General features: G+C 54.8%; 21 protein-coding genes. 9 read left to right on the top strand and 12 right to left on the bottom strand.

Going from position 1 to position 25,053, the window contains the following annotated elements:
* The first annotated feature begins 4 nt into the window (after positions 1-4).
* Positions 5-3,391 (top strand): DEAD/DEAH box helicase family protein, encoded by a 3,387-nt coding sequence (locus ACGHP1_RS01085; protein ID WP_390507278.1) that lies wholly within the window; start codon positions 5-7, stop codon positions 3,389-3,391.
* A gap of 67 nt (positions 3,392-3,458) precedes the next feature.
* Positions 3,459-3,881 carry a hypothetical protein gene (locus tag ACGHP1_RS01090; protein WP_390507280.1) on the top strand — a complete coding sequence of 141 codons (423 nt, stop codon included), beginning with the start codon at positions 3,459-3,461 and terminating at the stop codon, positions 3,879-3,881.
* Positions 3,882-4,551: 670 nt separating this feature from the next.
* On the opposite strand, the gene ACGHP1_RS01095 is transcribed toward ACGHP1_RS01090, so the two are convergent.
* Positions 4,552-5,163, bottom strand: coding sequence for a TIR domain-containing protein (locus tag ACGHP1_RS01095; protein ID WP_176933471.1), 612 nt, complete (start codon positions 5,161-5,163; stop codon positions 4,552-4,554).
* Positions 5,164-5,182: 19 nt separating this feature from the next.
* Complete coding sequence (locus ACGHP1_RS01100; protein WP_390507282.1) at positions 5,183-6,016, bottom strand: macro domain-containing protein; 834 nt, start codon at positions 6,014-6,016, stop codon at positions 5,183-5,185.
* 189 nt (positions 6,017-6,205) lie between these two features.
* Here ACGHP1_RS01100 and ACGHP1_RS01105 point away from each other — a divergent pair, with 189 nt between their 5' ends.
* Both ACGHP1_RS01105 and ACGHP1_RS01110 read left to right on the top strand, forming a co-directional pair.
* A complete protein-coding gene (locus tag ACGHP1_RS01105) occupies positions 6,206-7,717 on the top strand; it encodes an ATP-binding protein (RefSeq protein WP_390507284.1) in 1,512 nt (503 codons plus the stop codon).
* Between the two features lie 624 nt (positions 7,718-8,341).
* Positions 8,342-8,530 carry a hypothetical protein gene (locus ACGHP1_RS01110; protein WP_390507286.1) on the top strand — a complete coding sequence of 63 codons (189 nt, stop codon included), beginning with the start codon at positions 8,342-8,344 and terminating at the stop codon, positions 8,528-8,530.
* A 311-nt stretch (positions 8,531-8,841) separates the two neighbouring features.
* Here the strand turns inward: ACGHP1_RS01110 and ACGHP1_RS01115 are convergent, their stop codons facing one another.
* The 7 genes from ACGHP1_RS01115 to ACGHP1_RS01145 form a co-directional block, all read right to left on the bottom strand.
* The gene (locus ACGHP1_RS01115; RefSeq protein WP_390507288.1) at positions 8,842-9,405 is read right to left on the bottom strand and encodes a glycerol-3-phosphate responsive antiterminator; all 564 of its coding nucleotides are present in this window, start codon (positions 9,403-9,405) and stop codon (positions 8,842-8,844) included.
* Between the two features lie 105 nt (positions 9,406-9,510).
* Positions 9,511-11,373, bottom strand: coding sequence for an alpha/beta fold hydrolase (locus ACGHP1_RS01120; RefSeq protein ID WP_390507290.1), 1,863 nt, complete (start codon positions 11,371-11,373; stop codon positions 9,511-9,513).
* A 193-nt stretch (positions 11,374-11,566) separates the two neighbouring features.
* A complete protein-coding gene (gene glpK / locus ACGHP1_RS01125; RefSeq protein WP_390507292.1) occupies positions 11,567-13,060 on the bottom strand; it encodes a glycerol kinase GlpK in 1,494 nt (497 codons plus the stop codon).
* A 36-nt stretch (positions 13,061-13,096) separates the two neighbouring features.
* On the bottom strand, positions 13,097-13,450 hold the full coding sequence (locus ACGHP1_RS01130) for a DUF1667 domain-containing protein (protein WP_005943592.1): 354 nt from the start codon (positions 13,448-13,450) through the stop codon (positions 13,097-13,099).
* On the bottom strand, positions 13,447-14,706 hold the full coding sequence (locus ACGHP1_RS01135; RefSeq protein ID WP_390507294.1) for an NAD(P)/FAD-dependent oxidoreductase: 1,260 nt from the start codon (positions 14,704-14,706) through the stop codon (positions 13,447-13,449). The genes ACGHP1_RS01130 and ACGHP1_RS01135 overlap by 4 nt, the downstream gene beginning before the upstream one ends.
* Positions 14,699-16,144: an NAD(P)/FAD-dependent oxidoreductase gene (locus ACGHP1_RS01140; protein ID WP_291013481.1), complete on the bottom strand. Its 1,446-nt coding sequence runs from the start codon at positions 16,142-16,144 to the stop codon at positions 14,699-14,701. Before ACGHP1_RS01140 ends, ACGHP1_RS01135 begins: the two co-directional genes overlap by 8 nt.
* A 178-nt stretch (positions 16,145-16,322) precedes the next feature.
* Positions 16,323-17,624 (bottom strand): aminoacetone oxidase family FAD-binding enzyme, encoded by a 1,302-nt coding sequence (locus tag ACGHP1_RS01145; RefSeq protein ID WP_390507297.1) that lies wholly within the window; start codon positions 17,622-17,624, stop codon positions 16,323-16,325.
* Positions 17,625-17,851: 227 nt separating this feature from the next.
* On the opposite strand from ACGHP1_RS01145, the gene ACGHP1_RS01150 reads away from it, so the two are divergent.
* From ACGHP1_RS01150 to dnaJ, 5 genes are all read left to right on the top strand, one after another.
* The gene (locus ACGHP1_RS01150; RefSeq protein ID WP_097776925.1) at positions 17,852-18,394 is read left to right on the top strand and encodes a stage V sporulation T C-terminal domain-containing protein; all 543 of its coding nucleotides are present in this window, start codon (positions 17,852-17,854) and stop codon (positions 18,392-18,394) included.
* 187 nt (positions 18,395-18,581) lie between these two features.
* The gene (hrcA, locus tag ACGHP1_RS01155) at positions 18,582-19,655 is read left to right on the top strand and encodes a heat-inducible transcriptional repressor HrcA (RefSeq protein WP_044953890.1); all 1,074 of its coding nucleotides are present in this window, start codon (positions 18,582-18,584) and stop codon (positions 19,653-19,655) included.
* A complete protein-coding gene (locus tag ACGHP1_RS01160; RefSeq protein ID WP_390507300.1) occupies positions 19,652-20,281 on the top strand; it encodes a nucleotide exchange factor GrpE in 630 nt (209 codons plus the stop codon). The genes hrcA and ACGHP1_RS01160 overlap by 4 nt, the downstream gene beginning before the upstream one ends.
* A gap of 101 nt (positions 20,282-20,382) precedes the next feature.
* The gene (gene dnaK, locus ACGHP1_RS01165) at positions 20,383-22,212 is read left to right on the top strand and encodes a molecular chaperone DnaK (RefSeq protein ID WP_005943578.1); all 1,830 of its coding nucleotides are present in this window, start codon (positions 20,383-20,385) and stop codon (positions 22,210-22,212) included.
* A 158-nt stretch (positions 22,213-22,370) separates the two neighbouring features.
* Entirely contained in the window at positions 22,371-23,549 is a 1,179-nt protein-coding gene (dnaJ, locus tag ACGHP1_RS01170; protein WP_097781181.1) for a molecular chaperone DnaJ, read from the top strand.
* 88 nt (positions 23,550-23,637) lie between these two features.
* On the opposite strand, the gene ACGHP1_RS01175 is transcribed toward dnaJ, so the two are convergent.
* The 3 genes from ACGHP1_RS01175 to ACGHP1_RS01185 form a co-directional block, all read right to left on the bottom strand.
* Entirely contained in the window at positions 23,638-23,967 is a 330-nt protein-coding gene (locus tag ACGHP1_RS01175; RefSeq protein WP_005943576.1) for a hypothetical protein, read from the bottom strand.
* A 92-nt stretch (positions 23,968-24,059) separates the two neighbouring features.
* Positions 24,060-24,392 carry a hypothetical protein gene (locus ACGHP1_RS01180; RefSeq protein WP_097781182.1) on the bottom strand — a complete coding sequence of 111 codons (333 nt, stop codon included), beginning with the start codon at positions 24,390-24,392 and terminating at the stop codon, positions 24,060-24,062.
* Positions 24,393-24,706: 314 nt separating this feature from the next.
* Positions 24,707-25,030 carry a hypothetical protein gene (locus ACGHP1_RS01185; protein WP_005943572.1) on the bottom strand — a complete coding sequence of 108 codons (324 nt, stop codon included), beginning with the start codon at positions 25,028-25,030 and terminating at the stop codon, positions 24,707-24,709.
* Between the last annotated feature and the right edge of the window lie 23 nt (positions 25,031-25,053).

Below are 25,053 nucleotides of genomic sequence, written 5' to 3' on the forward strand. Positions count from 1 at the left end.
TTTTATGTCCAACTTCTCCTATCTCTCCACCCGCCCCGAATACTCCCTCTTTGCCAATTCTGCCATCGAGGCCGAGAAAGTGTTCTCCACCTCCCCGGCGATGTGCGCGGTGGGGTGCCGGAAGGCGTTGGAGCTGGCGGTGAAGTGGGTGTATGCGGCAGACAAAACCATCACGATGCCCTACAAGGACAACCTGCAATCCCTGCTGCATGAGCCGAGTTTCCGGTTCGCGGTGGACCGCAATGTGTGGAGCGTGCTGCCCAGCATCGTGAAGGCGGGCAATCTGGCGGTACATACGGGGCACAGCGTGTCGGCGGCGGATGCAGTGTTCAGCCTGCGGGGGCTGTTCGATTTCATCCAGTGGGTGGATTACTGCTACGGCACGGACTATGTGGAGCGCTCCTTTGATGAAACAGCCATCCCCGGCGAAAAGGTAACACTGGACGAAAAGAAGATCCGGGAGCAGGAAAGTTTACTGTCCCAGAAGGATGCCGAGCTGGAAGCGTTGCGCAAGCAGGTGGAGAGCCTTTCGGCGGCGTACACGGCCAGCAAACAGCAGAACCAGCAGAGCCGCAGTTTCACCGCCGCCGACCTGACCGAGGCCGAGACGCGGCGGAAGATCATCGACATCGACCTCAAGGCCATGGGGTGGAAATTCACCGGGCCGGATGCCGATGTGCGCACCGAGTACGAAGTGGACAACATGAACGGCGTGCTGGGGCAGAAGGGCTATGCGGACTATGTGCTGATGGGCAAAGACGGCTTGCCGCTGGCGGTCATTGAAGCCAAGCGCAGCACCAAAGACCCCAACATCGGGCGCAAGCAGGCTCAGCTCTATGCGGACTGTCTGGAGCAGAAGTTTGGCCGCCGTCCGATGCTGTTTACCACCAACGGCTACACCACCTATTTCTGGGATGAGCAGAGCGGCCCGCAGCGTGCCGTGAGCGGGGTGTTCTGCAAGGACGACTTGCAGAAGCTGATGAACCGCCGCACCGAGAAAAAACTGCTGGACACCATCGAAATTGACGATAAAATCACCGACCGCTACTATCAGAAAAACGCCATCCGGGCAGTCTGCGCCCATATTACGCAGGGCTTCCGGCGCAATCTGCTGGTCATGGCTACTGGCACGGGCAAGACCCGCACCGCATCCAGCCTGACCGATGTGCTGAGCCGGGGCGGTCATGTGACCAATGTGCTCTTTCTGGCGGACCGCACCGCGCTGGTCAAGCAGGCGAAGGACGACTTCAAGAAGTATCTGCCCGACCAGTCGCTGTGCAACCTCTGCTCCTCCAAGGACGATAAGGCCGCGCGCATCGTGTTTTCCACCTATCCCACCATGCTCAACGCCATCGACAACGCCAAGACCAAGGACGGCGTGCCGCTGTTTTCCCCTGCGCATTTTGACCTTATCATCGTAGACGAGAGCCACCGCAGCATTTTCAAGAAATACCGCGCCATTTTTGATTATTTCGATGCGGTTCTGGTGGGCCTGACCGCCACCCCGAAAACCGACGTAGACCGCAACACCTACGATTTTTTCGAGATGGAACACGGCATCCCCACCTATGCCTACGATTACGATACGGCGGTCTACACCGACCATGTGCTGGTGCCTTACTACAACTACGAGGTCAAGACGAAATTCACAGAAGAGGGCATCCACTACGACCAGCTTTCACCGGAGGATAAGGCCCGCTACGAGGACGATTTTGCCGAGGACGACACCCTGCCCACCTTCATCCCGTCCGAAAAGCTAAACAAATTCATCTTCAACGCCAACACCGTGGACACGGTGCTGCAAGACCTGATGGAACGGGGCATCCAGACGGCAGGCGGCGACCGCATCGGCAAGACCATCATCTTTGCCCAGAACAAGCGCCATGCGGAGTTTATCCGGGAACGCTTTGGCAAGCTCTACCCGCAGCTGGAGACCCAGTACCCGGGATTCATCCAGCGGGTGGTCTGCGACGACGCCTATGCACAGTCCATCATTGACGACTTCAAACAGCCGGACAAGCCGCCGTTTATTGCGGTCTCGGTGGATATGATGGACACGGGCATCGATGTGCCGGAGTGCGTGAATCTGGTGTTCTTCAAAAAAGTGCGCAGCAAAACGAAGTTCTGGCAGATGATCGGCCGTGGTACGCGGCTCTGCCCATCCCTTGCCTGCGTGGATGCCATCGACGGCGAATATACGGGCAAACGGCGGTTTCTGATCTTCGACTACTGCGGCAACTTTGAATTTTTCCGTCAGAAACCCAACGGCTACGAGAGCGCGGACACCAAGAGTCTGTCCGAGAGCATTTTCTGCAAGCAGGTGCGCATTGCCGCCGCGCTGCAGGATGGAGCCTATGGGGACGAAAACTACCAGAACTGGCGTAAAATCTTAACGGAGACCTGCCGTGCCGAAGTGGGAGCGCTGAATCCGGAGCTGGTATCCGTGCGGCTGCACCGACAGGCCGTGGAACACTATCAAAAGCCGGAAGCCTTTGTCAGCCTGACCGAAACGGACAAGGGTACTCTGATGAAAGAGGTGGCACCGCTCATCTCGCTGGACGATAAGGACGAGGCCGCCAAGCGGTTCGATAACTTTGTGTATGGCTTGCTGCTCTGTGAACTGGAAGGTCTGCCGGGGTTGGGCCGCGCCCAGAAACAGCTGCGCAGCACGGCGGCAATGCTGGAAGGGAAAGCTACCATCCCGCAGGTGCAGGCAAAGCTGCCCCTCATCCGGGAGGTGCAGACAGACGAATTTTTGACCTCGCATGACCTTCTCCGCTTTGAGGAAATGCGGCAGGAACTGCGGGAACTTATCAAGTTTCTGGTGGAGGGCGGCGAGGGGCAAAAGCCTGTCTACACGGCCCTTGCCGACCCGGTACTGGAACAGACCGAGGGCAAAGCGCTGGATTCCGGCTACGATTTCGGCGAGTACCGGGAACGTGTGAACCGCTACATCATGGAGCACCGCAGCGATACGCTGGCCATCCACAAGCTGACCCAGAACATTCCGCTTTCCCGGGGCGACTATACCGAGCTGGAACATATCTTCACCTGTGAGCTGGGCAGCAAAGAAGACTATGCACGGGAGTTTCGGGATACACCCTTTGGTCTGCTGGTGCGTAAAGTGGCAAAGCTGGACCACGATGCTGCCATGCAGGCATTTTCAAAATTTATCAATGACGAATCGCTGAATGCAAAGCAGATCGCGTTCGTGCAGAAGGTCATTCATTACATCGAGCAGAACGGTTATGTGGAAAGCAAAGCGGTTCTGATGAAACCACCCTTTGACCAGCCCATTCTGTTTACCCGCCTGTTTGATGGCAAAACAGGGAGTGAACTGATGAATACGATCAATTCGGTGAAAGAGAATGCCACCCATGTGACTGCATAAAGTAGTGGAATGTACTGATAAAAAACGGTATAATACGCTTGAACTATATTAGGGCTTAGAGCTTCATGTGGGAGTAGCCCAGAAGCCGACTTTCTACTCGGATTCAGATTTCTTTATCGTCACACTGCCGAATAGAAGTGTAGCGACTCCGGCACAGGTCAGTATGGAAAGTGTGGCAAGTGGTGCGGAAAGTGCGGAAACCTCTGCGGAAAGTGCGGAAACTTCTACAGTGCTCCACGGAATGAGTACGGATGCCGAAGTGAGTGAACTTTGCAAAAGGCTGGATAATACCAGGCTGACTGCAAGTACAAAAGAGCGGACGCTTGAACTTTTCAAGAGATATCGGTATCAATATCAGTTCCGCAGCATAAACGTTGCACAGCTATATGGCGTTCAGAAATCTCGTGCATCCTCTATTATCAAGAATCTTATCAAGCATGGATTGGTGACGTCACCAGAATATGGCGTATACCAATTTGTGAAGAAGTAATACCGCTTTGTGAAGAAGTAATACCGCTATCAACAGGTGGTTTTTGAAAACCAAGCGGTGAAGCTGTTACAGCCCATGGAATGTCTTAATATAATTTGAATTATCATAATCGAAATTATATTAACCGCCTGCGCAGAAATGCCCACTCGTCTGAGAACTCCTCAGACGAGTGGGCATTCTTCTTTCCGTGTATCAAATTTACCTTTGTGGTCACTCAAATCGCCACCAAGTCATAGATCAAAAATCATCTTTTTTCATTTGTCCCAGAGTAAGTGCACGGTTTCTGCACTGTTTTTGCACGGTTTCAAGGGATGCAATGGGCACTCTGACTTGCAAAATACGACAAAGGATGCAGAAATTACACAGTGAAAAACCACGATGCTTTGTATAAAAATAACGCAAACTCAAAAGTTTCAAAATCAGAGTAACTTGCCCGGTGGGCTCTTTAGATGATAGTGACAAGATTAGCTATCGTTGACATTGAAGCATCAGCCTGCTGTAGAGCCCAGATGATGGGGTGCACGGACACCACAAGCTGGATAGGGTCAATGTGAATCGAAAGAAACTGCACTGTAAAAAACACCATTCATGTTCCAATCAGTGCTATGTATTGGAAGATGAATGGTGGATTTTTGAACGAGCGGCGTTGCAATAAGTCTGAAGTTTTTAATTATCGAAGATTACGAATTCGGATTTTAGATGCAATTGGGCTATAACGCTTGTCATAAGCTTTATCGATATACGCAGTTGGATTGGATATAAAATCGGACCATTTCACGATCACGCAGTATTCCTCATCGGAAGTCCATGCACAGCTAGCGTGAGGTTCGGTATAAAAATTGGCAGAAAATTCGCGGATTACAGTTGTATCATTTAACAAAATGCAATCGTGGTACTGACCACAAGTACTGCAGAGCGAACTTCCTTTATAAATAGAATCATACATTTCAGGTAATACAATACCTAGTACACCATTACGAGTATTTCCGATTCCATTATAAAGAGAGGCCTGAAGTTCTCGCTGAATGAAATAATTACGTGACCGTCCCCAATAATCATTTCCTTCATTTTCAGAAGAATGCTGGCCAATCAAGAAAATTGTCACAGTTGAATCGGATAGATAGTCGTTTCGAATAGTTTCCATTATGTAGTCGCCATCTTCACTATCAATAATACGATCCAAGGATTTATCGATAACATCCTGACCTGCAAATAACTCGACGAGATAATTTTTATACGTTTTATCCTCTTTTTTATAACTTATAAAGCACTTGTGTCCCATTTTTAATCTCCTGACTTCATTATTTCTTGAAAAGCTTTTTTATTTTATAAAGATCGATTTTATCTAGACTGTTTTGTGCTAAAACAATTTTTGCTTTTGAAGGATATTGAAAACGAATACGGCTAACTTTAAAAGTCCAAAGAATAATTTCAAGAAGTTCTTGATCGGTTATATTTTCATAACCGTGAAATCTTGTTATCCCAGAACCCAAAAGTGGAAGAACAATAGACCTTCCACCATAATGAATATCGCACTCGTTCCACATATTCATAAGGCATGCAGTATAGTCATTCATTTCCAAATATGCTCTATTTTGATTGTCGAATTTTGAGAATGCAAGTATAAAAAAGTCATCCATCGGAACAATCGTTCCGAGTTTATATTGAATTTGCTTTCCTACCAGCCTATTCTGATTGACTTTAATCTTACACTCTTGAGCATGCTGATTCTCTTGTATTAGATGATCTAAGGACTCTACATCATGGGCATACTTTTTAATAAACTGTCCGTTTAACGTTTGAGAAGAAATAATGTTTTCATCTACTTGGGTATCAAAGTATTCGTTAAATGCAATGATTTTTAAGCCTTCGCTTTGAAAAACATCGCCTGCTGAAATTTCGATAGTGGAGTTATTAACGGACAATTCGACATGTCGGATATGATTTGCATGAAACCACATTAGAACATAAACAATTAGCATCACACCAACGAAAGACAAAAAGTATTTGATTTTCAGTTCGGAGGGTATATCGTAGAAGAGCAGAAGAAATGAAACGATTGAACTAGTGATCGATAGTATTTTTTCGTAATCGGCACGAAGTTCTTTTCTAAAGAAAGAAACTTTCATTGACATTTTAGATTCACCCCACGTCTATAAAGGACTAAGCAGCTACCAAAGAAGAATTTCAGACTAAATAGGATTTTATTCGTCCGCTTGATCTAATGATACTCTAAGATGTTCACAAAATCAATCTGCCCGTTAAAAATTCAATCGTTCGTTAACGCGATAAAAGTTTTGAATTTGAACTGAAAATACGGTATAATGAATCTAAACATTAAAAAGCGAGTAGGTGATACCATGCCTTTCCCCCTCGACCATTACATTGAAGCCTCCCATGTGGATTACAAGGAACGCCTTGAAGAGAAAAAGCCGCGCAGCTGGCTGAAATCCGTTTCGGCATTTGCCAATACCGAGGGCGGACACTTGATTTTTGGCGTAAAGAATGAGCCACGCGAGGTCGTAGGATTGGAAAATCCGCAGGCTGTGGTGAGCAGATTGACGGAACTTATCAAAGTCCGCATTGACCCTACACCACGCTATCGAGTGCGGGAGGTCGAAATAGAGGGCAAGTCCTGCGTTGATCTGGAAGTACAGGACGGCCCGGCGTATCCATATTATTATGCCTTTGACGGTTCCCATACAGCCTATGTGCGGCATGGTGACCAGTCCGAAGAAGCCACTTCACGGGAACTGAACGAGCTGATCCTACAAGGTATGAACCAGACCTTTGATGCCCTGCCCAGTTCTTATCGAGTGGGTGATGTCAGTTTTACACTGCTGGCCGCGACGTTTAAGAATCTGAAAAAAGAGGATTTCGACCTCGAAAAAGACTTGCCATCCGCAGGATTAGTAACAGATGATGGACAGATTACGAATGGCGGCCTGTTACTCTGCGATCAGGGCGTTCTGAAACAATCCCGTATTTTCTGCACCCGCTGGAAAGGCAACTACAAAGGCAGCATTGAAGAAGATGCTCTGGATGACAAGGAATTTCAGGGTGCAAGTCTGATCACGCTGCTGCAAAATGCGGAAGATTTTGTTCGCAACAACAGCAAAAACCCGTGGAGTATCCGTGGTATGACCCGTGAAGAACGCAGTGACTACCCGTATAAAGCCGTTCGTGAGGTGCTGGTCAATGCGCTGATCCATCGGAATTATCAGATTCTTGGTTCGGAGATTCATGTGGAAGTGTTCGATGACCGACTGGAGATCACTTCACCGGGCGGTATGATGAATGGCCGCAGGGTGCAGGATATGGATATCCGGCATATTCCGTCTATGCGGCGCAATCAGGTGATTTCGGATGTGTTCTCACGACTCGGCTTTATGGAGCGCCGTGGCAGCGGCATTGACCGCATCCTGAACTCTTATGTGGAAGTAGCCCAGAAGCCGACCTTCTACTCGGATTCGGATTTCTTTATCGTCACACTACCGAATAGAAGTGTAGCGACTCCGGCACAAATCAGTATGGAAAGTGTGGCAAGTGGTGCGGAAAGTGCGGAAACTTCTACAGTGCTCCACGGAATGAGTACGGATGCCGAAGTGAGTGAACTTTGCAAAAGGCTGGATAATACCAGGCTGACTGCAAGTACAAAAGAACGGACGCTTGAACTTTTCAAGAGATATCGGTATCAATATCAGTTCCGCAGCATAAACGTTGCACAGCTATATGGCGTTCAGAAATCTCGTGCATCCTCTATTATCAAGAATCTTATCAAGCATGGATTGGTGATGTCACCAGAATATGGCGTATACCAATTTGTGAAGAAGTAATACCGCTATCAACAGGTGGTTTTTGAAAACCAAGCGGTAAAGCTGTTACAGCCCATGGAACGTCTTAATATAATTTGAATTATCATAATCGAAATTATATTAACCACTCGCGTAGAAATGTCCACTCCCCTGAGAACTCCTCAGACGAGTGGGCATTCTTCTTTCCGTGTATCAAATTTACCTTTGTGGTCACTCAAATCGCCACCAAGTCATGGATCAAAAATTATCATCTTTTATTTGTCCCAGAGTAAGTGCACGGTTTCTGCAATGTTTTTGCACGGTTTCTGCAATGTTTTTGCACGGTTTCTGCAATGTTTTTGCACGGTTTCAAGGGATGCAATGGGCACTCTGACTTGCAAAATACGGCAAAGGGTGCAGAAATTACACAGCGAAAAATCACGATGCTTTGCACAAAAACAACGAAAGCTCGAAACTTCTAAAATCAGAGTGTTCTGCCCGGTGGGCTCTTTTAATCAGAGGGCCAGGGATTCGAGTTCCCTCGAGCGCACCAAAAGGACGATAAATCGTTGAAAGAAACGGTTTATCGTCTTTTTTGTTTTATACGGGCTTTTTGAGCTTGTACCTATGATTTTTTCAAAAAATTCAGAGGTCAGAGGTACAAAAATGAAGAAGATTCAGAAGAATGCAGGCCGGTTTGATAATCTAAAGCAAGATTTTTTGGACGATAAGAAGTATTCTGGCACAGCAGAAGCTACGTTGAACGGCTATCGGTATGACATTACACGGTTTTTGAAGTTCCTTTCAGATGAGCAGTTAGCCGTGAATCGATGTTTGTGCTATACTTATCAATAAGAAATCAAAGATGTGTATGATGACCTTGTCGACAGCAAACTGGATATGATCGAGGGCTTCGTGCCGATCTCTGCCATCCAGTATGATGCTGAGATGCAGGAAGCAGAAAGACTTTAAGGGGAGTGCGACTTGTAGTATTGCTTTAAATTATCGAGTTAATCCGCAGGCTGAATAGATTCACTCAAATCGAATGAAAACGAAAAAATGCCCGCTCACCGTGGAGATCCGGCTCCATCGGTGGGCGGGCATATCCAATAAAACACCAGGATACTATTATGCTTTTCGTACTTCAGCTGGGATCTTGTTCTGGCTCAGATATCCCACAGGGAGGGCGCAGAGGTGGAAACTGCGGCGGCACCTGCGCGCATGGCGGCCATGACATCGGCTTTGTCCCGCAGCAGGCCGCCTGCAATGACAGGCACCTGTGTACGGGCGCTGATCTCGGCGATGACCCGGGGCATGATGCCGGGAAGGATCTCGACAAAATCCGGCTTGCCCTGCTCCAGCTGACCGGGCAGGCTGGTCAGCGAGAGGGAATCCAGGATGAATGCCCGCTGGACGGTCAACAGGCCGCGGTGGCGCGCCCGGCGGATCAGAGTCGGGCGGGTGGAGATGATGCCGTCCGGGTGGCACAGGGCGTTGAGGGAGTCCACCGCGATCTCCCGCGACGAAAGGCCGTCCACCAGGTCGATGTGAACTACGGCCAGTTTTCCGGCATCATGTATGCGGTGCACCAGACCGTCTACGGTGAGCAGGGTGCTCGCCAGCAGAAAAACGGCGCTGCAGGGCGAAGCCAGCGCAGCAGTCAGGGCTTCGTCCGTTTTCACGGCGGCGATCACCGGTTCGTTCAACAAAGTTTCGGCAAGAGGATGCATTGGGTAAGACTCCTTTTTTATCAATTACTTGATTTATATTATTCTACAAAAAAGCCGCCATGTAAATAAGTTACACGGCGGCTGTAATGTAAAATCTAGGTTTTATCAGAATGTGGTTGCAATCAGCTCACCGCCGCCCAGAATGGTAGTAGTATTGGAACAGCTGATCATTACAATAAACATTGCATTTATCAGACCTGCAATGTACGGATTGCGGGTGCGTTTGTAGATGATGCGGGACATGATGGGCGTGACAAACAGAAGAACCATACAGGGGAACAGCCAAATGGGACCAATGCGCTGGCCTTCGGTCAAACCATAAAGCTGATAACCCGTTGCATAGAAGTAGATATATTGACTTGCAACCACAAAAATAGCACCAAGCGCATTAAAGAATGCAAAAATCAAGATGTTGCCATTTTTTCCGCCAATGGTGTTGTAGTTGAAGCAATTTGCCGAGATCGAGTTCATAACGTAGAACAGCAGGAAGAATGGCAGATAGCGAAGTGCGATCAGCACTTTATCAGCGCCGAAGGTTTTGAACGCAACGACATACATCCGATAATCAACTTGGAAGAAATAGTGTGCTGCAAAAACAAGGCCGAACGAAACGACGATCACGATAACAGCGAGGGCAATGGTCTTCCACAGCTGCTCCAGATTCAAATACAGACCCGCTCTTCGAGCACTCCAACCGTGTCTTTTTCCATAAGCACCGTAAAAAACAGCAGAGCAGAATATTGCAAAGACGCCGCAAAGAGCAGCCCATGTACCGATCGTCAGGGGGCCGGTCTGCACAAAGAAGTTTGTTGTCTTTGAGTAAACGGTATTCATGCAGAACAAAAAGCTTGCACCGGAAAAAACTGCACCGATAATCAGCAGAACCCAGTACCATGCCTTGGCTCCGCTGTCCTGCACAGGGGCTGGCTGTACAATTTCACCACTGCGGAGAGCAGAAAATACGGGAGTATCAAGCAGAACCAGCGTGAAACTGACCATGAAGATCAAAAGACCGATCACGCCGAGGCTGTTGAACACCGCTTTAATGGGCCAGATCTGATCGCTGGCAGGCAGGGGCTTTGGAGCGCCGAGCGTTGTATCAAAAAAATCAACGGCATAGCCGACACAAGTAGTAGAAAAAGCAACGAGAGGATGGATCATGTTCGGCCGATAAATCACGCGATAAGCGGTCTTTCCATCAAAATCGCGCGTATAATATTTGCCGCCTTCTGCGATACCGGCAAAGCCGTCCTCATTAAAATTCAGGAATTTTTTAGCACCATCTGTTTCCATGAAGGCTGCCGGATTGGTCAGCATATTTCCAGCGTCATCATAGGTTCCAAAGTAAAAGTCATCATGGGTACTGGCAATAATGCCTACACTGCGTGAGCCGTAATCTCCGCTATGATCACCACCGGTGTCATCCTGCCAGTCACCAGCCTGCTGCAGAACGGAAGCAATCAAAGGAGTTTCCCGGGAATTATCGATCTCTACCGCCATATTAGCAGCTGTACCGCCGCTGGAATGGCCTGTAACGCCAATACGAGCTGTGTCAACGTACGGAAGGCTTGCAATAAGCTGAACTGCACCATCGACGCCCACAGCACCATCGTAAAGTTCTGCAATCGACAGGCTTTCCGAGTCGCCATGACTGTGCAGATCAAGTGCCAGCACCACATATCCCCGGCGAGCCAGCTCAATACTATACAAGTCCTGCATTTCTTTGTTGTTATACCATCCTTCGATTGTAACAACACCCGGCGCCGGTGTGTCTTTAGTTGCATTCTGTGGAATGTAAAGGTATGCGGCCAGCTGGTGTCCAGAGGGACTTTCCCAGCTCATTTCCTTGATCCTGATCCCACCAGAAGTTTGTACAGCGGACGCTACGATGGCACTTACAAGGCAAAGAATCAGTGACAGGCACAACCAGAATTTGCTGTTTTTCAACCTACCTTTTTGATGCGACATGCTTGGGACCTCCTTTTTGAATCTGATTTTTCCGTAATAAAAATGGGGACACACTGCATCTGGACGATACAGTGCATCCCCATCTCACTTCTCTTGGGATGATTCTAGTATAGCGCTTTGTAACAAAATGTCAATAGAAAATAAACAATTAAAAAATATTTTGTGCGTGAATCATAAAGTTGGGCGAAAACAATCAATGCTCTGCCCAGTCGCTGCTGCGGCCCACAGCCTTGTGCCAGCCGGCCAGCAGACGGGTGCGCTCGGCCTCGTCCATCTGCGGGGCAAAGGTCATATTGCAGTGCCACAGGCTGCGGATCTCGTCCCGGTCCTTCCATACGCCGGTGGCAAGGCCCGCCAGATAGGCAGCGCCCAGAGCAGTCGTTTCCCGGATGGCCGGGCGCAGCACGGTCTTGTTCAGGATATCGGCCTGGAACTGCATCAGGAACTGGTCGCGGGATGCACCGCCGTCCACCTTCAGCGAGGTGATGGGTACGCCGGTGTCCTTTTCCATAGCAGCCACAAGATCGGCGCTCTGGTAGGCAATGGACTCCTCTGCCGCGCGGATGATATGGTTCTGGGTGGTGCCGCGGGTAATGCCCACAATGGCACCGCGGGCGTACATATCCCAGTACGGTGCACCCAGACCAGTAAAGGCCGGCACGATGTAAATGCCGCCGTTATCCGGCACCTTCTGGGCGTAGTATTCCGCATCGCGGCTTTCCTGGATCATGCGCAGGCCGTCGCGCACCCACTGGATGACGGCACCGCCCACAAAGACGCTGCCCTCCAGCGCGTACTCCACCTTACCGTTCAGGCTGATGGCAATGGTAGAGATCAGGCCGTTCCGGCTGCGGCAGATGGTGTCGCCGGTGTTCATCAGCAAAAAGCAGCCGGTGCCGTAGGTGTTCTTGGCCTCGCCCTTGCGAAAGCAGCTCTGTCCGAACAGCGCAGCCTGCTGGTCACCGGCAATGCCGGCCACCGGGATCTGCACACCGCACAGATCGGTGGTGCCGTAGACCTCGCTGGAATCCGTCACGCGGGGCAGGATGCAGCGCGGGATATCCAGCGCTTTGAGCAGGGTGTCGTCCCAGTCCAGCGTGCGGATGTTATACAGCATGGTGCGGCTGGCGTTGGTGCGGTCGGTGACATGCACTCTGCCGCCGGTCAGCTTCCAGACCAGCCATGTGTCCACAGTGCCGAACAGGATCTCCCCTGCCTCGGCGCGCTCCCGCGCACCGGGCACATTGTCCAGGATCCACTTGATCTTCGTTGCGGAGAAATAGGCATCGGGCATCAGGCCGGTGTTCTCCCGGATGTAGTCTGCCATGCCGGGCTGCTGCAGCAGTTCATCCACCAGCGGTGCCGTGCGGCGGCACTGCCAGACGATGGCATTATAGATGGGGCGGCCGGTGGCCTTTTCCCACAGGATGGTGGTCTCCCTCTGGTTGGTGATGCCAATGGCGGCGATATCGTGGGCATCGACACCGCTCTGGGCCACCACCTCGTTCATGACTCCATACTGGGTGGACCAGATCTCCATGGGGTTGTGCTCCACCCAGCCCTGCTGCGGATAGATCTGCTCAAACTCGCGCTGCTGCACCGCAATGATATTCTGCTCATTGTCGAACAGGATGGCACGGCTGCTGGTGGTTCCCTGATCCAACGCCAGAACATATTTTGTACTCATGCTTTTGCTACCTCCGTATCGTTTCAGGAGTGTGTATCACAGATTTCGCGTTGCCACGACATCCACGCCGGTGCCGCACACGTCGGCCAGCACCACCTGTCCGGTGCGGACGGGTGCGTGCAGAGTGACGCGGTCCAGCGCAGCCATGACCTCGGTCATCTTCTCTTTGGGCACAGCCTGCGCAGTCTTTACCGGGCAGCGCGGGTACAGCCCGCCCTCCACCCGCACCGTGCTGGTGAGGATGCGGGTGGGGTGGGTCAGCTCTTCCCTGCCGTAGGCGGCACCGTTGGGGCAGGCGTTTCCAGTTACATTATAATCATTTTCCGGGTCTACCTGCAAGTGGCAGCCGCAGGGACAGCAGATGCAAATAACTTCTTTGATGCTGCTCATTCTGCAATAACCTCCTCTACCGCAACGGTCAGCGGGCCGTCTGCTTTTTCCAGCAGGACTTTGGGCAGTGCGATGTGTTCCATCTCGCCGGGAGCCATGCGCTGGCGCTTGAACCGGGCCAGCTGCCTGCCGCCGCAGGTCACGGTGATCTGGCTGGGGCCGTAGTTCTGCCGCACACGGAAGGAAATGTTCACGCTCCTGTCCACATCAGCGGGGCGCACCCGCTGCGGCACGGTGTAGCCCACACCATTGCCCGGGATAAGATCGAGTGCGGCGGCATCGGAGGCTTCGCCCTTCAAAACATAGGCCGCCGCAGAAGCACCGGCAAGGTCGCTTTCGCCCGAAACGAAGTCCACCAGATCATGCACGTGCACCACGTTGCCGCAGGCGAACACGCCGGGGATGCCGGTCTCCATATTCTCGTAGACCACTGCGCCCTTGGTGTGGGGGTCCATGGGGATGCCCGCCTGCCGGGTCAGCTCATTTTCCGGGATCAGGCCGACGCTGAGCAGGATGGTGTCCACATCAAATTCTATCTCGGTGCCCGGGATGGGGCGGCGGTTTTCGTCCACCTTGGCAACGGTGGCCTTTTCCACGCGGGCCTTGCCCTGAATATCCACGATGGTATGGGACAGATACAGGGGGATGTCGAAGTCCTGCAGGCACTGCACGATGTTGCGGGTCAGGCCGCCGGAATACGGCATGACCTCCACGCAGGCCAGTACTTTGGCACCTTCCAGCGTCATGCGGCGGGCCATGATCAGGCCGATGTCGCCGCTGCCGAGGATGAGCACCCGCTTGCCTACCAGATAGCCCTCCATGTTGACATAGCGCTGGGCCGCACCGGCGGTGTAGATGCCGGCGGGGCGGGTACCCGGGATGCCAATGGCACCGCGGGTGCGCTCCCGGCAGCCCATGCAGAGGATGATGCTTCTGGCTTCCAAAATCTGATAGCCCTTTTCCCGGCTGACGCAGTGGATCTTTTTGTCCGGGGTGACGTCCAGCACCATCGTGCCCAGCTCCACCCGGACACCGGTGGAGCGCAGCAGTTCAATGCAGCGGCCTGCGTATTCCGGGCCGGTGAGCTGCTCGCCAAAGCGGTGCAGGCCGAAGCCGTTGTGGATGCACTGGTTCAGGATGCCGCCCAGCTCGTTGTCGCGCTCTAAGATAAGGATATCGCGCAGACCATGCTGCCATGCGCTGTAAGCTGCGGCAAGGCCTGCAGGGCCGCCGCCGACGATGACCAGATCAATCATGGTGCTCTCCCTCCTGCTTGGTTTCGCACAGTAAGACGTTGGTGCCGGCCTTATCCTGCAGCACGTCCAGCGGACTGATGCCCAGCGTTTTGCTGATCAGTTCCAGCACCCGCGGCCCGCAAAAGCCGCCCTGACAGCGGCCCATACCGGCACCGCAGCGGCGCTTGACACCGTCAATGGTGGTGGCGGGGATCTCTTCGTGCAGAGCGTCCAGAATTTCGCCCTCGGTGATCGTCTCGCAGCGGCAGATCACGCGGCCATAGGCGGGTTCCTTTGCAATGAGCCGGGCTTTTTCTTCGGGCGGAAGCTCCTTGAAGCGCACCCGGGTGCGGCCATCCCTGTAATCCGCCTTGGGGGCGGGCAGATCGCCGTGAGCTTCCAGAATTTTGACGGCTTCTCTGGCAACGGCCGGTGCACTGGAAAGGCCGGGCGATTTCATGCCCGCCAGATCGATGAAGCCGGGTGCGCCTTCCGCTTCGCCGATAACGAAGTCGCCCGTGTCCACATTGGCACGGACACCCGCAAAATTGCGGATGGACTCGCTGAAGCGGATGTTCGGCACGCTGCGGCGCGCTGCGGCGCTGACGAAGGCCAGCCCGGCGGCGGTGCAGGCGGTATCGTCCCCTTCCACGGGGTCGGCGTTCGGGCCGACGATCAGGTTGCCGTGGACGGTGGGGGCCACCAGAACGCCCTTGCCGTTTTCGTTGGGGCACTGGAAGATGACGTGGTGCACACGGCTGCCCTCGGATTTATCCAGCAGGTAGTATTCGCCCCGGGTGGGCTGGATGGTAAATTTGTGGGGTGCGGCCATATCGTGCACGGCCTGCGCCGAGATGCCTGCCGCATTGATGATATAGCGCGTTTCCACAATTCCGGAGGGGGTGGTCAGCGCCCAGCCGCCGGCGGTCTTTTCGATGCGGGTCACAGGGCAGCTGCGGTGCAGCTCCACGCCGTTGCGCACAGCCACTTCTGCCATTGCCAGCGCAAACTCCCACGGGCTGACGATGGCGGCGCTGGGCGCATACAGCGCGCCAACGACAGTGGGGGCCAGATTCGGTTCCATGGCAAGCGTTTCCTCTGCGGAAAGCAGCCGGATGCCCGGCACGCCGTTGGCGATGCCGTTCTCATACAGTTTCTGCAGGTGGGGCAGCTCTTCCGGGCTGAGGGCCAGCACCAGACTGCCGCACTGCAGGTACGGCACATCCAGCCGGGCGCAGATCTCCTTGGCCAGTGCGGACCCCTCCACGTTGAGCCGCGCCATCCGGGTGCCCGGTTCGGGGTCGTAGCCAGCGTGCAGAATGGCACTGTTGGCCTTGGTGGTGCAGTCTGCCACGTCATTTTCAGCCTCGAAAATGGCGGTCTGCAGCGGGTAATGGGACAGCTCATAGGCGGCTGCCGCACCAATGACACCGCAGCCGATAATTGCTACATCCAGCATAAAAACCTCCTGATCGCTCCGTTTGCCGAATAAAAGAAAAAGAGCAGGACAAACAAAAGGGCCTTTCGACTCTCCCCTTGCTTGTTCTGCTCGATCCTCTGAACAAACTTTTATTGTCTTTATGATAATGCGATCTGCACAAGATGTCAAGCGTTTGTTGAAAATTTAAAGCTCATTTTTACCTGTGCGGCTTTTTCCTGCTCTTTGCGGGCGCGGGGGCTTTTGGCAGAGCACGGCCTGCTGCAGCATGGCCTGCAGCGCTGCGCCCGGCCACAAGGCCGGAGCCGAACGCCCAGTGCAGGTTAAAACCGCCGCAGCTGCCTGCGCAGTCCAGCGTTTCGCCCACAAAGTAAAGGCCCGGACAGCCCTTGAACTGGAAGTGCTGATCCACCTCCCGCAGGGCCAGCCCGCCGCCGGTGGTCTGGGCCTGCTTCCAGCTGCAGGGGGTCAGCCCCTCAAAGCGCCAGTGCTTGGCGGTGTGGGCCAGCTTCTGCCACTGTGCGGCGGTGAGTACGGCAGGCGCGTCGCTGTCCTGCAGCCCGGCGGCAGACCACACAGTACGGCCCAGCTTCTGGTTCAGCAGGCCCAGCCAGAAGTCAGCGGCGCTGCCCCCTGCCGTCTGGGCGGCGTGGGCCGCAAACAGGCTGGCAAGTGCGGTTTCGTCCACTGCCGGGAAGAGGTCCAGCTCCACAGCAGGAGCCTTGGGGCCGCGGCCCGGGGCCAGCAGGCCGGACAGCTGCATGATGCAGATGCCGGAAAGGCCGTAATCGGTGAACTGTACCTCGCCGTTCTCGCAGGCAAGCACACGGGCACCGTCCAGCAGGGATGCTGCTGCCTTGGCACGGATGCCAGCCAGCGCTTTGCGGGGCTTTGCGCACTGCAGGGCGGTCAGGCAGGGGTACAGCGGCTCCACCCTGCCGCCGCACTGGGCGGCGAACCGGGTGCCAAAGCCGTCGGTGCCGAACTGCGGCCCTGCCTCGCCGCCCATGGCGCAGATGACGGCATCGGCGCGCAGGGTCTCGGTGCTGCCCTCTGCCGTCTCGAACTGCACGGCGTAGCCGCTGCGGCTCTGGCTCAGGGTGCGCACGGTGCAGCCGGTGCGCAGCTGCACATGGTGCTGTGCAAGGTGATGCTCCAGCAGGGCCAGCACGTCCGCCGCCTGATTGGAGTACGGATACACCCGGCCCGCTTCGTCGGTGCGGGTATAAAGCCCCAGCGCACGGAACCAGCGCAGCGGGTCGGCGGTATTTACGGCATCCAGCAGCGGACGAAGTGCTGCCGGGTCGGCAGTGAAATACAGCTCCGGCGCAATGCCGGTGTTATCCAGATTGCAACGGCCATTGCCGGTGGCAAGCAGCTTTTTGCCCGGCTTCGGGTTGCGCTCCAGCACAATGACCTGTGCAGCGGGGGCACTTTGTGCCGCCGCAAGCGCGGCTGCAAGACCGGCGGCACCGCCGCCCAGAATGAGGATGTTCGGCATCCGGACACCTGCCTTTCTCAGTAGAATTTTAGGATCTGTCTTCATAAGCGGGGTGCTGTGCTTATGAAAACGGCTTTTTGTATCATTGTAGCAGAACCCTGCCGGAAACGCAACGAAGAGGCAGCTTTCCGTGCAGGTCTTTTTGCGCGGGGGCAGCAGGTATAAATGGCCCGGCCTGACAGATACTAGTGCTGCAGGCATTTTTAAGGAAACGGAGGAGCAAAAACATGAAAGCAACAGGAATCGTGCGCCGCATCGACGAACTGGGCCGGGTGGTGATCCCCAAGGAAATCCGCCGCACCCAGCGCATCCGCCGCGGCGACCCGCTGGAGATCTTCACCACGGGCGACGGCGAGGTGATCTTTAAAAAGTATTCGCCCATTGGCGAGATGAACGCAGTAGCGGCCCAGTATACCGAGGTGCTCAGCAAAAGCTTTGCGCTGACCGCACTGGTGGCCGACCGCGACCGCATCCTTACGGTGAGCGGCTCCGGCCGGCGGGAGCTGGCCGACCGCAGCATCAGCCAGCCGCTGGAAAAGCTGATGGATGGCCGCAGGCTGTACCAGAGCGAGGGCATTGCCGAAAAGTGCATCCTGCCCTGCGAAGGCTCGCCCCGAGCAGTGCTGTGCGCCGCACCCATCATTGCGGCGGGCGATGTGACCGGCGTGGTGGCCCTGCTGACCGAAGACCGCACGGCCACGCCGGATGCCGCCCAGCTCAAGGCCGTGAATGTGGCGGCGGCATTTCTGGCAAGGCAGATGGAAGAGTAAAGAACATGCCGGAGCGCTTTCCTTACAATAAGGAGGGCGCTTTCTTCGTTTATGACAGAATTATGAATCTTTTAAAACATTTTTCCAAGGGGCTTGACAGCACCGGAAAATTGGCTATAATGGTCTTAGCACTCAGGAACAAGGAGTGCTAAACAAACAAAGCGAACGCAAAAAGGAGGCAGGCGCTATGACGATGGATGCACGCAAGCAGCGAGTCTTGCAGGCGATCGTGGCGCTGTATGGTCTCGAAGGCGAGCCCGTTGGCAGCAGCGTGCTGGCAAACTACTTTGACATGGCAGTTTCCAGCGCAACGCTTCGCAATGAGATGGCGGCGCTGACAAAGCTGGGTCTGCTGGAGCAGCCCCACACCAGCGCGGGCCGTGTGCCCAGCGCCAAGGGCTACCGTTACTACCTTGATAATCTGCTGACCGACGATCAGCCGCTGGATCGTGTGAGCCGCGCCCGTGTGGATGCGGTGTTCGCAAGCCTCGACCATGAGCCGGAAAAGCTGGCCGCAGGTGCCGCCAAGGCGCTGGCCGCCATCAGCGGCTGCACCGCCGCCATCAGCACCCCTTGTGCCGAAGACCTGTGCATCGCCCACTATGAAGTGGTTCAGGTGGGCCGCAGCGCAGCGGCTGTGCTGGCCGTTACCACGGCCGGTTACGTTCGTACCCGTGTGGCACGGGTGCGCACCGGTCTTTCCCGCGAGAATGCGGCAGCACTTGCCGCACTGCTCAACCGCAACCTTACCTTTGTAGCGCCGGTGGATCTTTCCACCCGGCTGCTGGCAGAGCTGTGCAGCCAGATCGACCCGGAGCTGGTGCCCGTTATCAGTGCAGCGGCTGCCATCCTGCAGGATTCCGTCAAGCCCCACGTATTTCTGGGCGGCGAGCAGTATCTGCTGGACTGGCCCCAGCTGGACGGCAAGGTGGGCGACATCCTCACACTGCTGAACGACGAGGAGCAGGCCGCTGGCCTGATCGCACCTCCGGCAGAACGCAGTGAGAGCGTGCTGCTGGGCGAAGATCTGGAACCGCAGATCCCGGGCCTGTGCATCGTGAGCGACCGGTATCTGGTGGGCGGAGGCCTGTGGGGCTCCATTGCATTGATCGGCCCCACCCGGATGCCCTTCCAGAAGCTGATGCCGCTGCTGCATTACTTTGCAGACCAGCTGGGCGAGGGCATGAGCGGCAAACGAAAAGACACCCCGCAGGCTGCCGCACCCCGGCGGACTGTGATCTATAAGGAGGATCTGGAATGAGCGAAGAAACCAAAAAGACGGCTCCGGCTCAAGAAGCGGAGCAGCCCGAAACGGCTCCCGAGGAAAAGGCCCAGCAGGCAGCACCCGAACAGGAACCTGCTGCTGAAGCTGCCGACCCGAAGGATGACAAGAAGAAGGATGGCGGCTGGTTCAACAAGAAGGCCCGTGAGCTGGAAGCCGTAAAGGCAAAGCTGGATGCTGCCGAAGCCAACGCTGCACAGGCCAAAGACCAGCTGCTGCGCATGGCAGCGGAGTACGAGAACTACCGCAAGCGCTCCACCCGCGAAGCCGACCAGAAGTTCAACGATGGCATTTCCTTTGCGGTGAACCAGATCATTCCCATTCTGGATACGCTGGAGATGGCAGCCAACGCCCCCACCACCGACGAGAACTACAAAAAGGGCGTGACCATGACGCTGGACAAGGCCGCCAAGGCGCTGGATGCTCTCCATGTGGAGGAGATCGAGGCGCTGGGCAAGCCCTTTGACCCCAACTTCATGAATGCAGTGCAGCAGATCCCCGCCCCGGACGGACAGGAGAGCGGCACCGTCATCACGGTCTACCAGAAGGGCTACAAGCTGGGCGATAAGATCGTCCGCCATGCGACCGTTGTAGTGGCCGAATAACAAAGCAGAAACCCGAAAGGGTTTTGAATATAACATCCGCTTACAAACATTTGAGCATCACATAAACAATACGATTTGTTCTTTCGAGAGGAGTTTTCATTATGAGTAAGATCATTGGTATCGACCTTGGTACTACCAACAGCTGCGTGGCTGTCATGGAGGGCGGCGAGCCCGTTGTTATCGCAAACTCTGAGGGTGCACGCACCACCCCGTCTGTGGTGGGCTTCACCAAGACCGGCGACCGTCTGGTGGGTCAGGTGGCAAAGCGTCAGGCCATCACTAACCCTGAGAACACCGTTGCTTCCATCAAGCGCTTCATGGGCACCGACCACAAGGTGACCCTGAATGGCAAGGAGTACACTCCCCAGCAGGTCAGCGCTATGATCCTGCAGAAGCTGAAGGCTGATGCCGAGGCTTATCTGGGCGAGCCTGTTACCGAGGCTGTCATTACCGTTCCTGCATACTTCAACGACAGCCAGCGTCAGGCTACCAAGGACGCAGGCACCATTGCAGGCCTGAACGTCAAGCGTATCATCAACGAGCCTACTGCCGCTTCTCTGGCATATGGCATCGATAAGGAAGAAGACCAGAAGATCATGGTCTACGATCTGGGCGGCGGCACCTTCGATGTGTCCATCATCGAGATGGGCGACGGCGTTACCGAAGTTCTGGCCACCAACGGTGATACCCATCTGGGCGGCGATGACTTCGATGAGCGCATCATCAACTGGATGGCAGATGCCTTCCAGACCGAGAACGGCATCGACCTACGTAAGGACAAGATGGCCGCGCAGCGTTTGAAGGAAGCTGCTGAGAAGGCAAAGATCGAGCTGTCCAGCGCAATGAGCAGCCAGATCAACCTGCCCTTCATCACTGCCGATGCTACCGGCCCCAAGCACTTGGATATGACCCTGACCCGCGCAAAGTTCAACGAGCTGACCGCGGATCTGGTCGATCGCACCATGGGCCCCGTCCGCAAGGCTCTGCAGGATGCAGGCCTGCGTCCCTCTGACCTGAAGAAGGTCCTGATGGTCGGTGGTTCCACCCGTATCCCCGCTGTCTACGATGCAGTCAAGAAGGAACTGAACTGCGAGCCCTTCAAGGGCATCAACCCCGATGAGTGCGTGGCTGTGGGCGCTGCCATTCAGGGCGGCGTGCTGCAGGGCGATGTGAAGGGTCTGCTGCTGCTGGATGTCACCCCGCTGAGCCTGGGCATTGAAACTCTGGGCGGCGTGTGCACCAAGATCATCGACCGCAATACCACCATCCCCACCCACAAGAGTCAGGTGTTCTCCACCGCTGCAGACAACCAGCCCTCTGTTGAGGTCAACGTTCTGCAGGGCGAGCGTGAGTTCGCACGCGACAACAAGAGCCTGGGTGTCTTCCATCTGGACGGCATCGCTCCGGCTCCCCGTGGTGTGCCTCAAATCGAAGTTACCTTCGATATCGATGCAAACGGCATCGTGAAGGTCAGCGCAAAAGATCTGGGTACCGGCAAGGAGCAGAACATCACCATTACCGCTTCCACCAACATGTCCAAGGAGGACATCGACAAGGCTGTGAAGGAAGCTGAGCAGTTTGCTGCCGACGATAAGAAGAAGCGTGAAGAGGTCGATATCCGCAACGGTGCCGACCAGATGGTGTTCCAGACCGAGAAGATGCTGAAGGAAAACGGCGACAAGCTGCCCGCCGACGTGAAGAGCGAGGCCGAGAGCAAGCTGGCCGATCTGAAGACCGCTGTTCAGTCCGGCAACGTGGACGACATCAAGGCAAAGCAGGAAGCTCTGAGCCAGGTGTTCGAGAAGATGTATCAGGCAGCCGCTGCCGCACAGCAGGCCGCCGGTGCACAGCCCGGCCCCGACGCAGGTGCAAACAACCAGCAGAAGCCGGGTGATGACGGCGTCGTGGATGCCGACTTCAAGGAAGTCTGATAAAAAACACAGCAGTGTGTGCCCGGCCAAACCGGCGGACGCACGCGTGGAATAGCAAAAGCCGCTCCGGTTTTGCCGGAGCGGCTCTTGCTGGTTATAGAGCGAGGAACCAACCGGGGCGTTTCCCGGATCAAACGTTCCCGGAGAGGTGAGTGGATATGGCACAGGAAAAGCGTGATTACTACGAAGTGCTGGGGGTATCCAAGACTGCGACCGATGCCGAGATCAAAAAGGCATACCGCAAGCTTGCAATGAAATACCACCCGGACTATAACCCCGGCGATAAGGATGCCGAGGAAAAGTTCAAGGAAGTAAACGAAGCAAACGAGGTGCTTTCGGACCCGAAGAAGCGCCAGCTGTACGACCAGTACGGCTTTGCAGGTGTTGACCCTGCCTATGCAGCACAGAACGGCGGCGGCCCCGGTGCGGGCGGCTTTGGCGGTTTTGGCGGCGACGGCGTGGATCTGGGTGACATTTTCGGCGATATCTTTGGCGGCGGCTTCGGCGGCTTTGGCGGTTCGTCCCGTCAGGCGAACCCCAACGCACCGCGCAAGGGTCAGGATATCCGCGTGCGCATCACCCTGAGCTTTGACGAGGCCGTGCACGGCTGCAAGAAGAACATCACCATCACCCGCCAGCAGGAGTGCACCGAGTGCCACGGCAGCGGCTGTGCCGCCGGTTCCAGCCCCGAGACCTGCCCGGACTGTGGCGGCCGCGGCTTCGTGATCCGTCAGCAGCGCACCCCCTTTGGTGTGATGCAGACCCAGCAGCCCTGCTCCCGCTGTGGCGGCAAGGGCAAGCTGGTCAAGAATCCCTGCAAGGTCTGCCATGGCAGCGGCAAGGTGGCTGCTAAAAAGACGCTGGAGGTGTCCATCCCCATGGGCATCGACGACGACCAGAGCTTTGCACTGCGCGGCATGGGCGATGCCGGTGCAAACGGCGGTCCCTCCGGTGATGTGATCGTCATGGTCACGGTGCGCCCCAGCGAGGTGTTCCAGCGCGACGGCTACGATGTGTGGGTCACTGTGCCCATCACTTACAGTCAGGCCGTGCTGGGCGACACCGTGCAGGTGCCCTCCATTGACGGCAAGGTGGAGTACACCGTGCCCGAGGGCACCCAGAGCGGCACCACCTTCCGCCTGCGCGGCAAGGGCATCCAGTACCTGAATGGCCGCGGCCGCGGTGATATGTACGTCAAGTGCGAGGTGGAGATTCCCAAGAAGCTGAACAAGACCCAGCGGGAGGCCCTGAAGAAGTTCGAGGGCACCCTGAAAGAAGAAAACTACGAAAAGCGCAAGGGCTTCTTCAAAAAGCTGAAGGACATGTTCAACAACTGAGACTGAAAACCGCATAACATAAAAAGCGGCGGCACTTCCCAAACGGGAGGTGCCGCCGCTTTTGCTTTTTCAGAACAGAGACCGGGACTTAGTTGCCGAAGATCAACAGGGCGTTGGGCACAAGGCCGATGATGGTTGCGCAGGAACCAATGAACCAGAAGCTGCAGCCGATGTCATGGATGGTGTTCGTGGGGCTTTTTTCAGCATGGGCAACCAGAGCGTTCATGCCGTTTTCCACCCAGTTGGAGTTGATATTTGCCTTGCGGTAATCGTGGATGGCAGAAACAGCCTTGTACCAGCCGTACAGCGGGAACCATGCCATGGCGGCTTCCACAACACCTACGCCGCCCTCGGTGTAGGTCATTTCTTCGCAGGACAAAACATTGTATGCAGCAGGATAAGTAATGGCGTTCGTCATAAAGCAAAACTCCTTTTTTAGGTTTGATAAAAAAGCGGCGGCTCTTCCGTTGAAGAGCCGCCGCAAAAAGCCCTTTGGTGTACTCCTGAAAATTAGAAGTAGATGATGCCCAGAGACATAACGGCAGAAAGGCCAAAGCTGCTGATGGTCGATGCAGCATTCCAGAAGATCATGCCGGCATGGTAGAAGGTGTTGGTCACATTGCCCTTGCAGTCGGCTTTGATATCGCTCCAGACGTTGGATGCCCAGTTGTCGTGATCCTTCTTGCGTGCTTCACGGCAGGTGTTGATGCCGATAACCGTAGCGTAGCCGGGCCACAGCCATGCAGCGACAGCCTGACCGACGGTAGCACCGCCTTCGGTGTAGGTCATTTCTTCGCAGGACAGAACGTTGTAGGAAGCAGGCATCATGATTTTGTTTTCCATAATAACACTCCTTTGAATCAAAGCTATCCAGACAGTGCAAGATCGCACTGTTTAAAACCCAAAAATAAACCGGGATATGCGCTTGGAGATCGTTCTCATAAAGCAGGGCGCGCCGCCGCATGACGCGAGTAGTTGCTTGCAGGAAAAGGAAAGCAGTGCTGTTCTCTGCAGGCAAAAGACCGTTCAGACGGTATACAGTGCTCAGGCAGCCGATTTCTTATTTCTGCTTGATGAAAAGCCCGCGGCCCTCTCTGGCGGAAAAGGCCGCGGGTAAAGGGGTCTTTGGTCTCTCCGGACGGATCTTATGAGCAGGGTCAGAGCAGGACGATGGCAGCATTGACCAGAAAACCAACGCCGGTAGCGCTGGTCGCGGTGACCCAGACGATGCGTCCCAGATCACGCAGCATGTTCTGCGCACTGGAATCCATATCGCGGCTCAGAGCATCCAGACCGGTATCCAGCCAGTCGTTGGGGTGGCTCTTGCGGTAGTTGCGCATGGCGGTAACACCCATGTACCAGCCAATGGGCGGAATCCAGTTCAGCAGAGCTTCCGTAAAGGTAGCACCGCCCTCGGTGTAGGTCATCTCTTCGCAGGAAAGAACGTTGTAGGAAGCAGGCATCATGATCTTGTTTTCCATAATAACACTCCTTTGAATCAAAG

This window comes from Faecalibacterium sp. i21-0019-B1 (assembly GCF_042852915.1).
In the GTDB taxonomy this organism is placed as follows: Bacteria; Bacillota; Clostridia; order Oscillospirales; family Ruminococcaceae; genus Faecalibacterium; species Faecalibacterium taiwanense.

Coding starts and splice junctions, on each gene's coding strand:
- ACGHP1_RS01085 (WP_390507278.1), top strand. CDS start 5: ATGTCCAACTTCTCCTATCTCTCCACCCGCCCCGAATACTCCCTCTTT.
- ACGHP1_RS01095 (WP_176933471.1), bottom strand. CDS start 5,163: ATGGGACACAAGTGCTTTATAAGTTATAAAAAAGAGGATAAAACGTAT.
- ACGHP1_RS01100 (WP_390507282.1), bottom strand. CDS start 6,016: ATGTCAATGAAAGTTTCTTTCTTTAGAAAAGAACTTCGTGCCGATTAC.
- ACGHP1_RS01105 (WP_390507284.1), top strand. CDS start 6,206: ATGAATCTAAACATTAAAAAGCGAGTAGGTGATACCATGCCTTTCCCC.
- ACGHP1_RS01110 (WP_390507286.1), top strand. CDS start 8,342: ATGAAGAAGATTCAGAAGAATGCAGGCCGGTTTGATAATCTAAAGCAA.
- ACGHP1_RS01115 (WP_390507288.1), bottom strand. CDS start 9,405: ATGCATCCTCTTGCCGAAACTTTGTTGAACGAACCGGTGATCGCCGCC.
- ACGHP1_RS01120 (WP_390507290.1), bottom strand. CDS start 11,373: ATGTCGCATCAAAAAGGTAGGTTGAAAAACAGCAAATTCTGGTTGTGC.
- glpK (WP_390507292.1), bottom strand. CDS start 13,060: ATGAGTACAAAATATGTTCTGGCGTTGGATCAGGGAACCACCAGCAGC.
- ACGHP1_RS01130 (WP_005943592.1), bottom strand. CDS start 13,450: ATGAGCAGCATCAAAGAAGTTATTTGCATCTGCTGTCCCTGCGGCTGC.
- ACGHP1_RS01135 (WP_390507294.1), bottom strand. CDS start 14,706: ATGATTGATCTGGTCATCGTCGGCGGCGGCCCTGCAGGCCTTGCCGCA.
- ACGHP1_RS01140 (WP_291013481.1), bottom strand. CDS start 16,144: ATGCTGGATGTAGCAATTATCGGCTGCGGTGTCATTGGTGCGGCAGCC.
- ACGHP1_RS01145 (WP_390507297.1), bottom strand. CDS start 17,624: ATGCCGAACATCCTCATTCTGGGCGGCGGTGCCGCCGGTCTTGCAGCC.
- ACGHP1_RS01150 (WP_097776925.1), top strand. CDS start 17,852: ATGAAAGCAACAGGAATCGTGCGCCGCATCGACGAACTGGGCCGGGTG.
- hrcA (WP_044953890.1), top strand. CDS start 18,582: ATGACGATGGATGCACGCAAGCAGCGAGTCTTGCAGGCGATCGTGGCG.
- ACGHP1_RS01160 (WP_390507300.1), top strand. CDS start 19,652: ATGAGCGAAGAAACCAAAAAGACGGCTCCGGCTCAAGAAGCGGAGCAG.
- dnaK (WP_005943578.1), top strand. CDS start 20,383: ATGAGTAAGATCATTGGTATCGACCTTGGTACTACCAACAGCTGCGTG.
- dnaJ (WP_097781181.1), top strand. CDS start 22,371: ATGGCACAGGAAAAGCGTGATTACTACGAAGTGCTGGGGGTATCCAAG.
- ACGHP1_RS01175 (WP_005943576.1), bottom strand. CDS start 23,967: ATGACGAACGCCATTACTTATCCTGCTGCATACAATGTTTTGTCCTGC.
- ACGHP1_RS01180 (WP_097781182.1), bottom strand. CDS start 24,392: ATGGAAAACAAAATCATGATGCCTGCTTCCTACAACGTTCTGTCCTGC.
- ACGHP1_RS01185 (WP_005943572.1), bottom strand. CDS start 25,030: ATGGAAAACAAGATCATGATGCCTGCTTCCTACAACGTTCTTTCCTGC.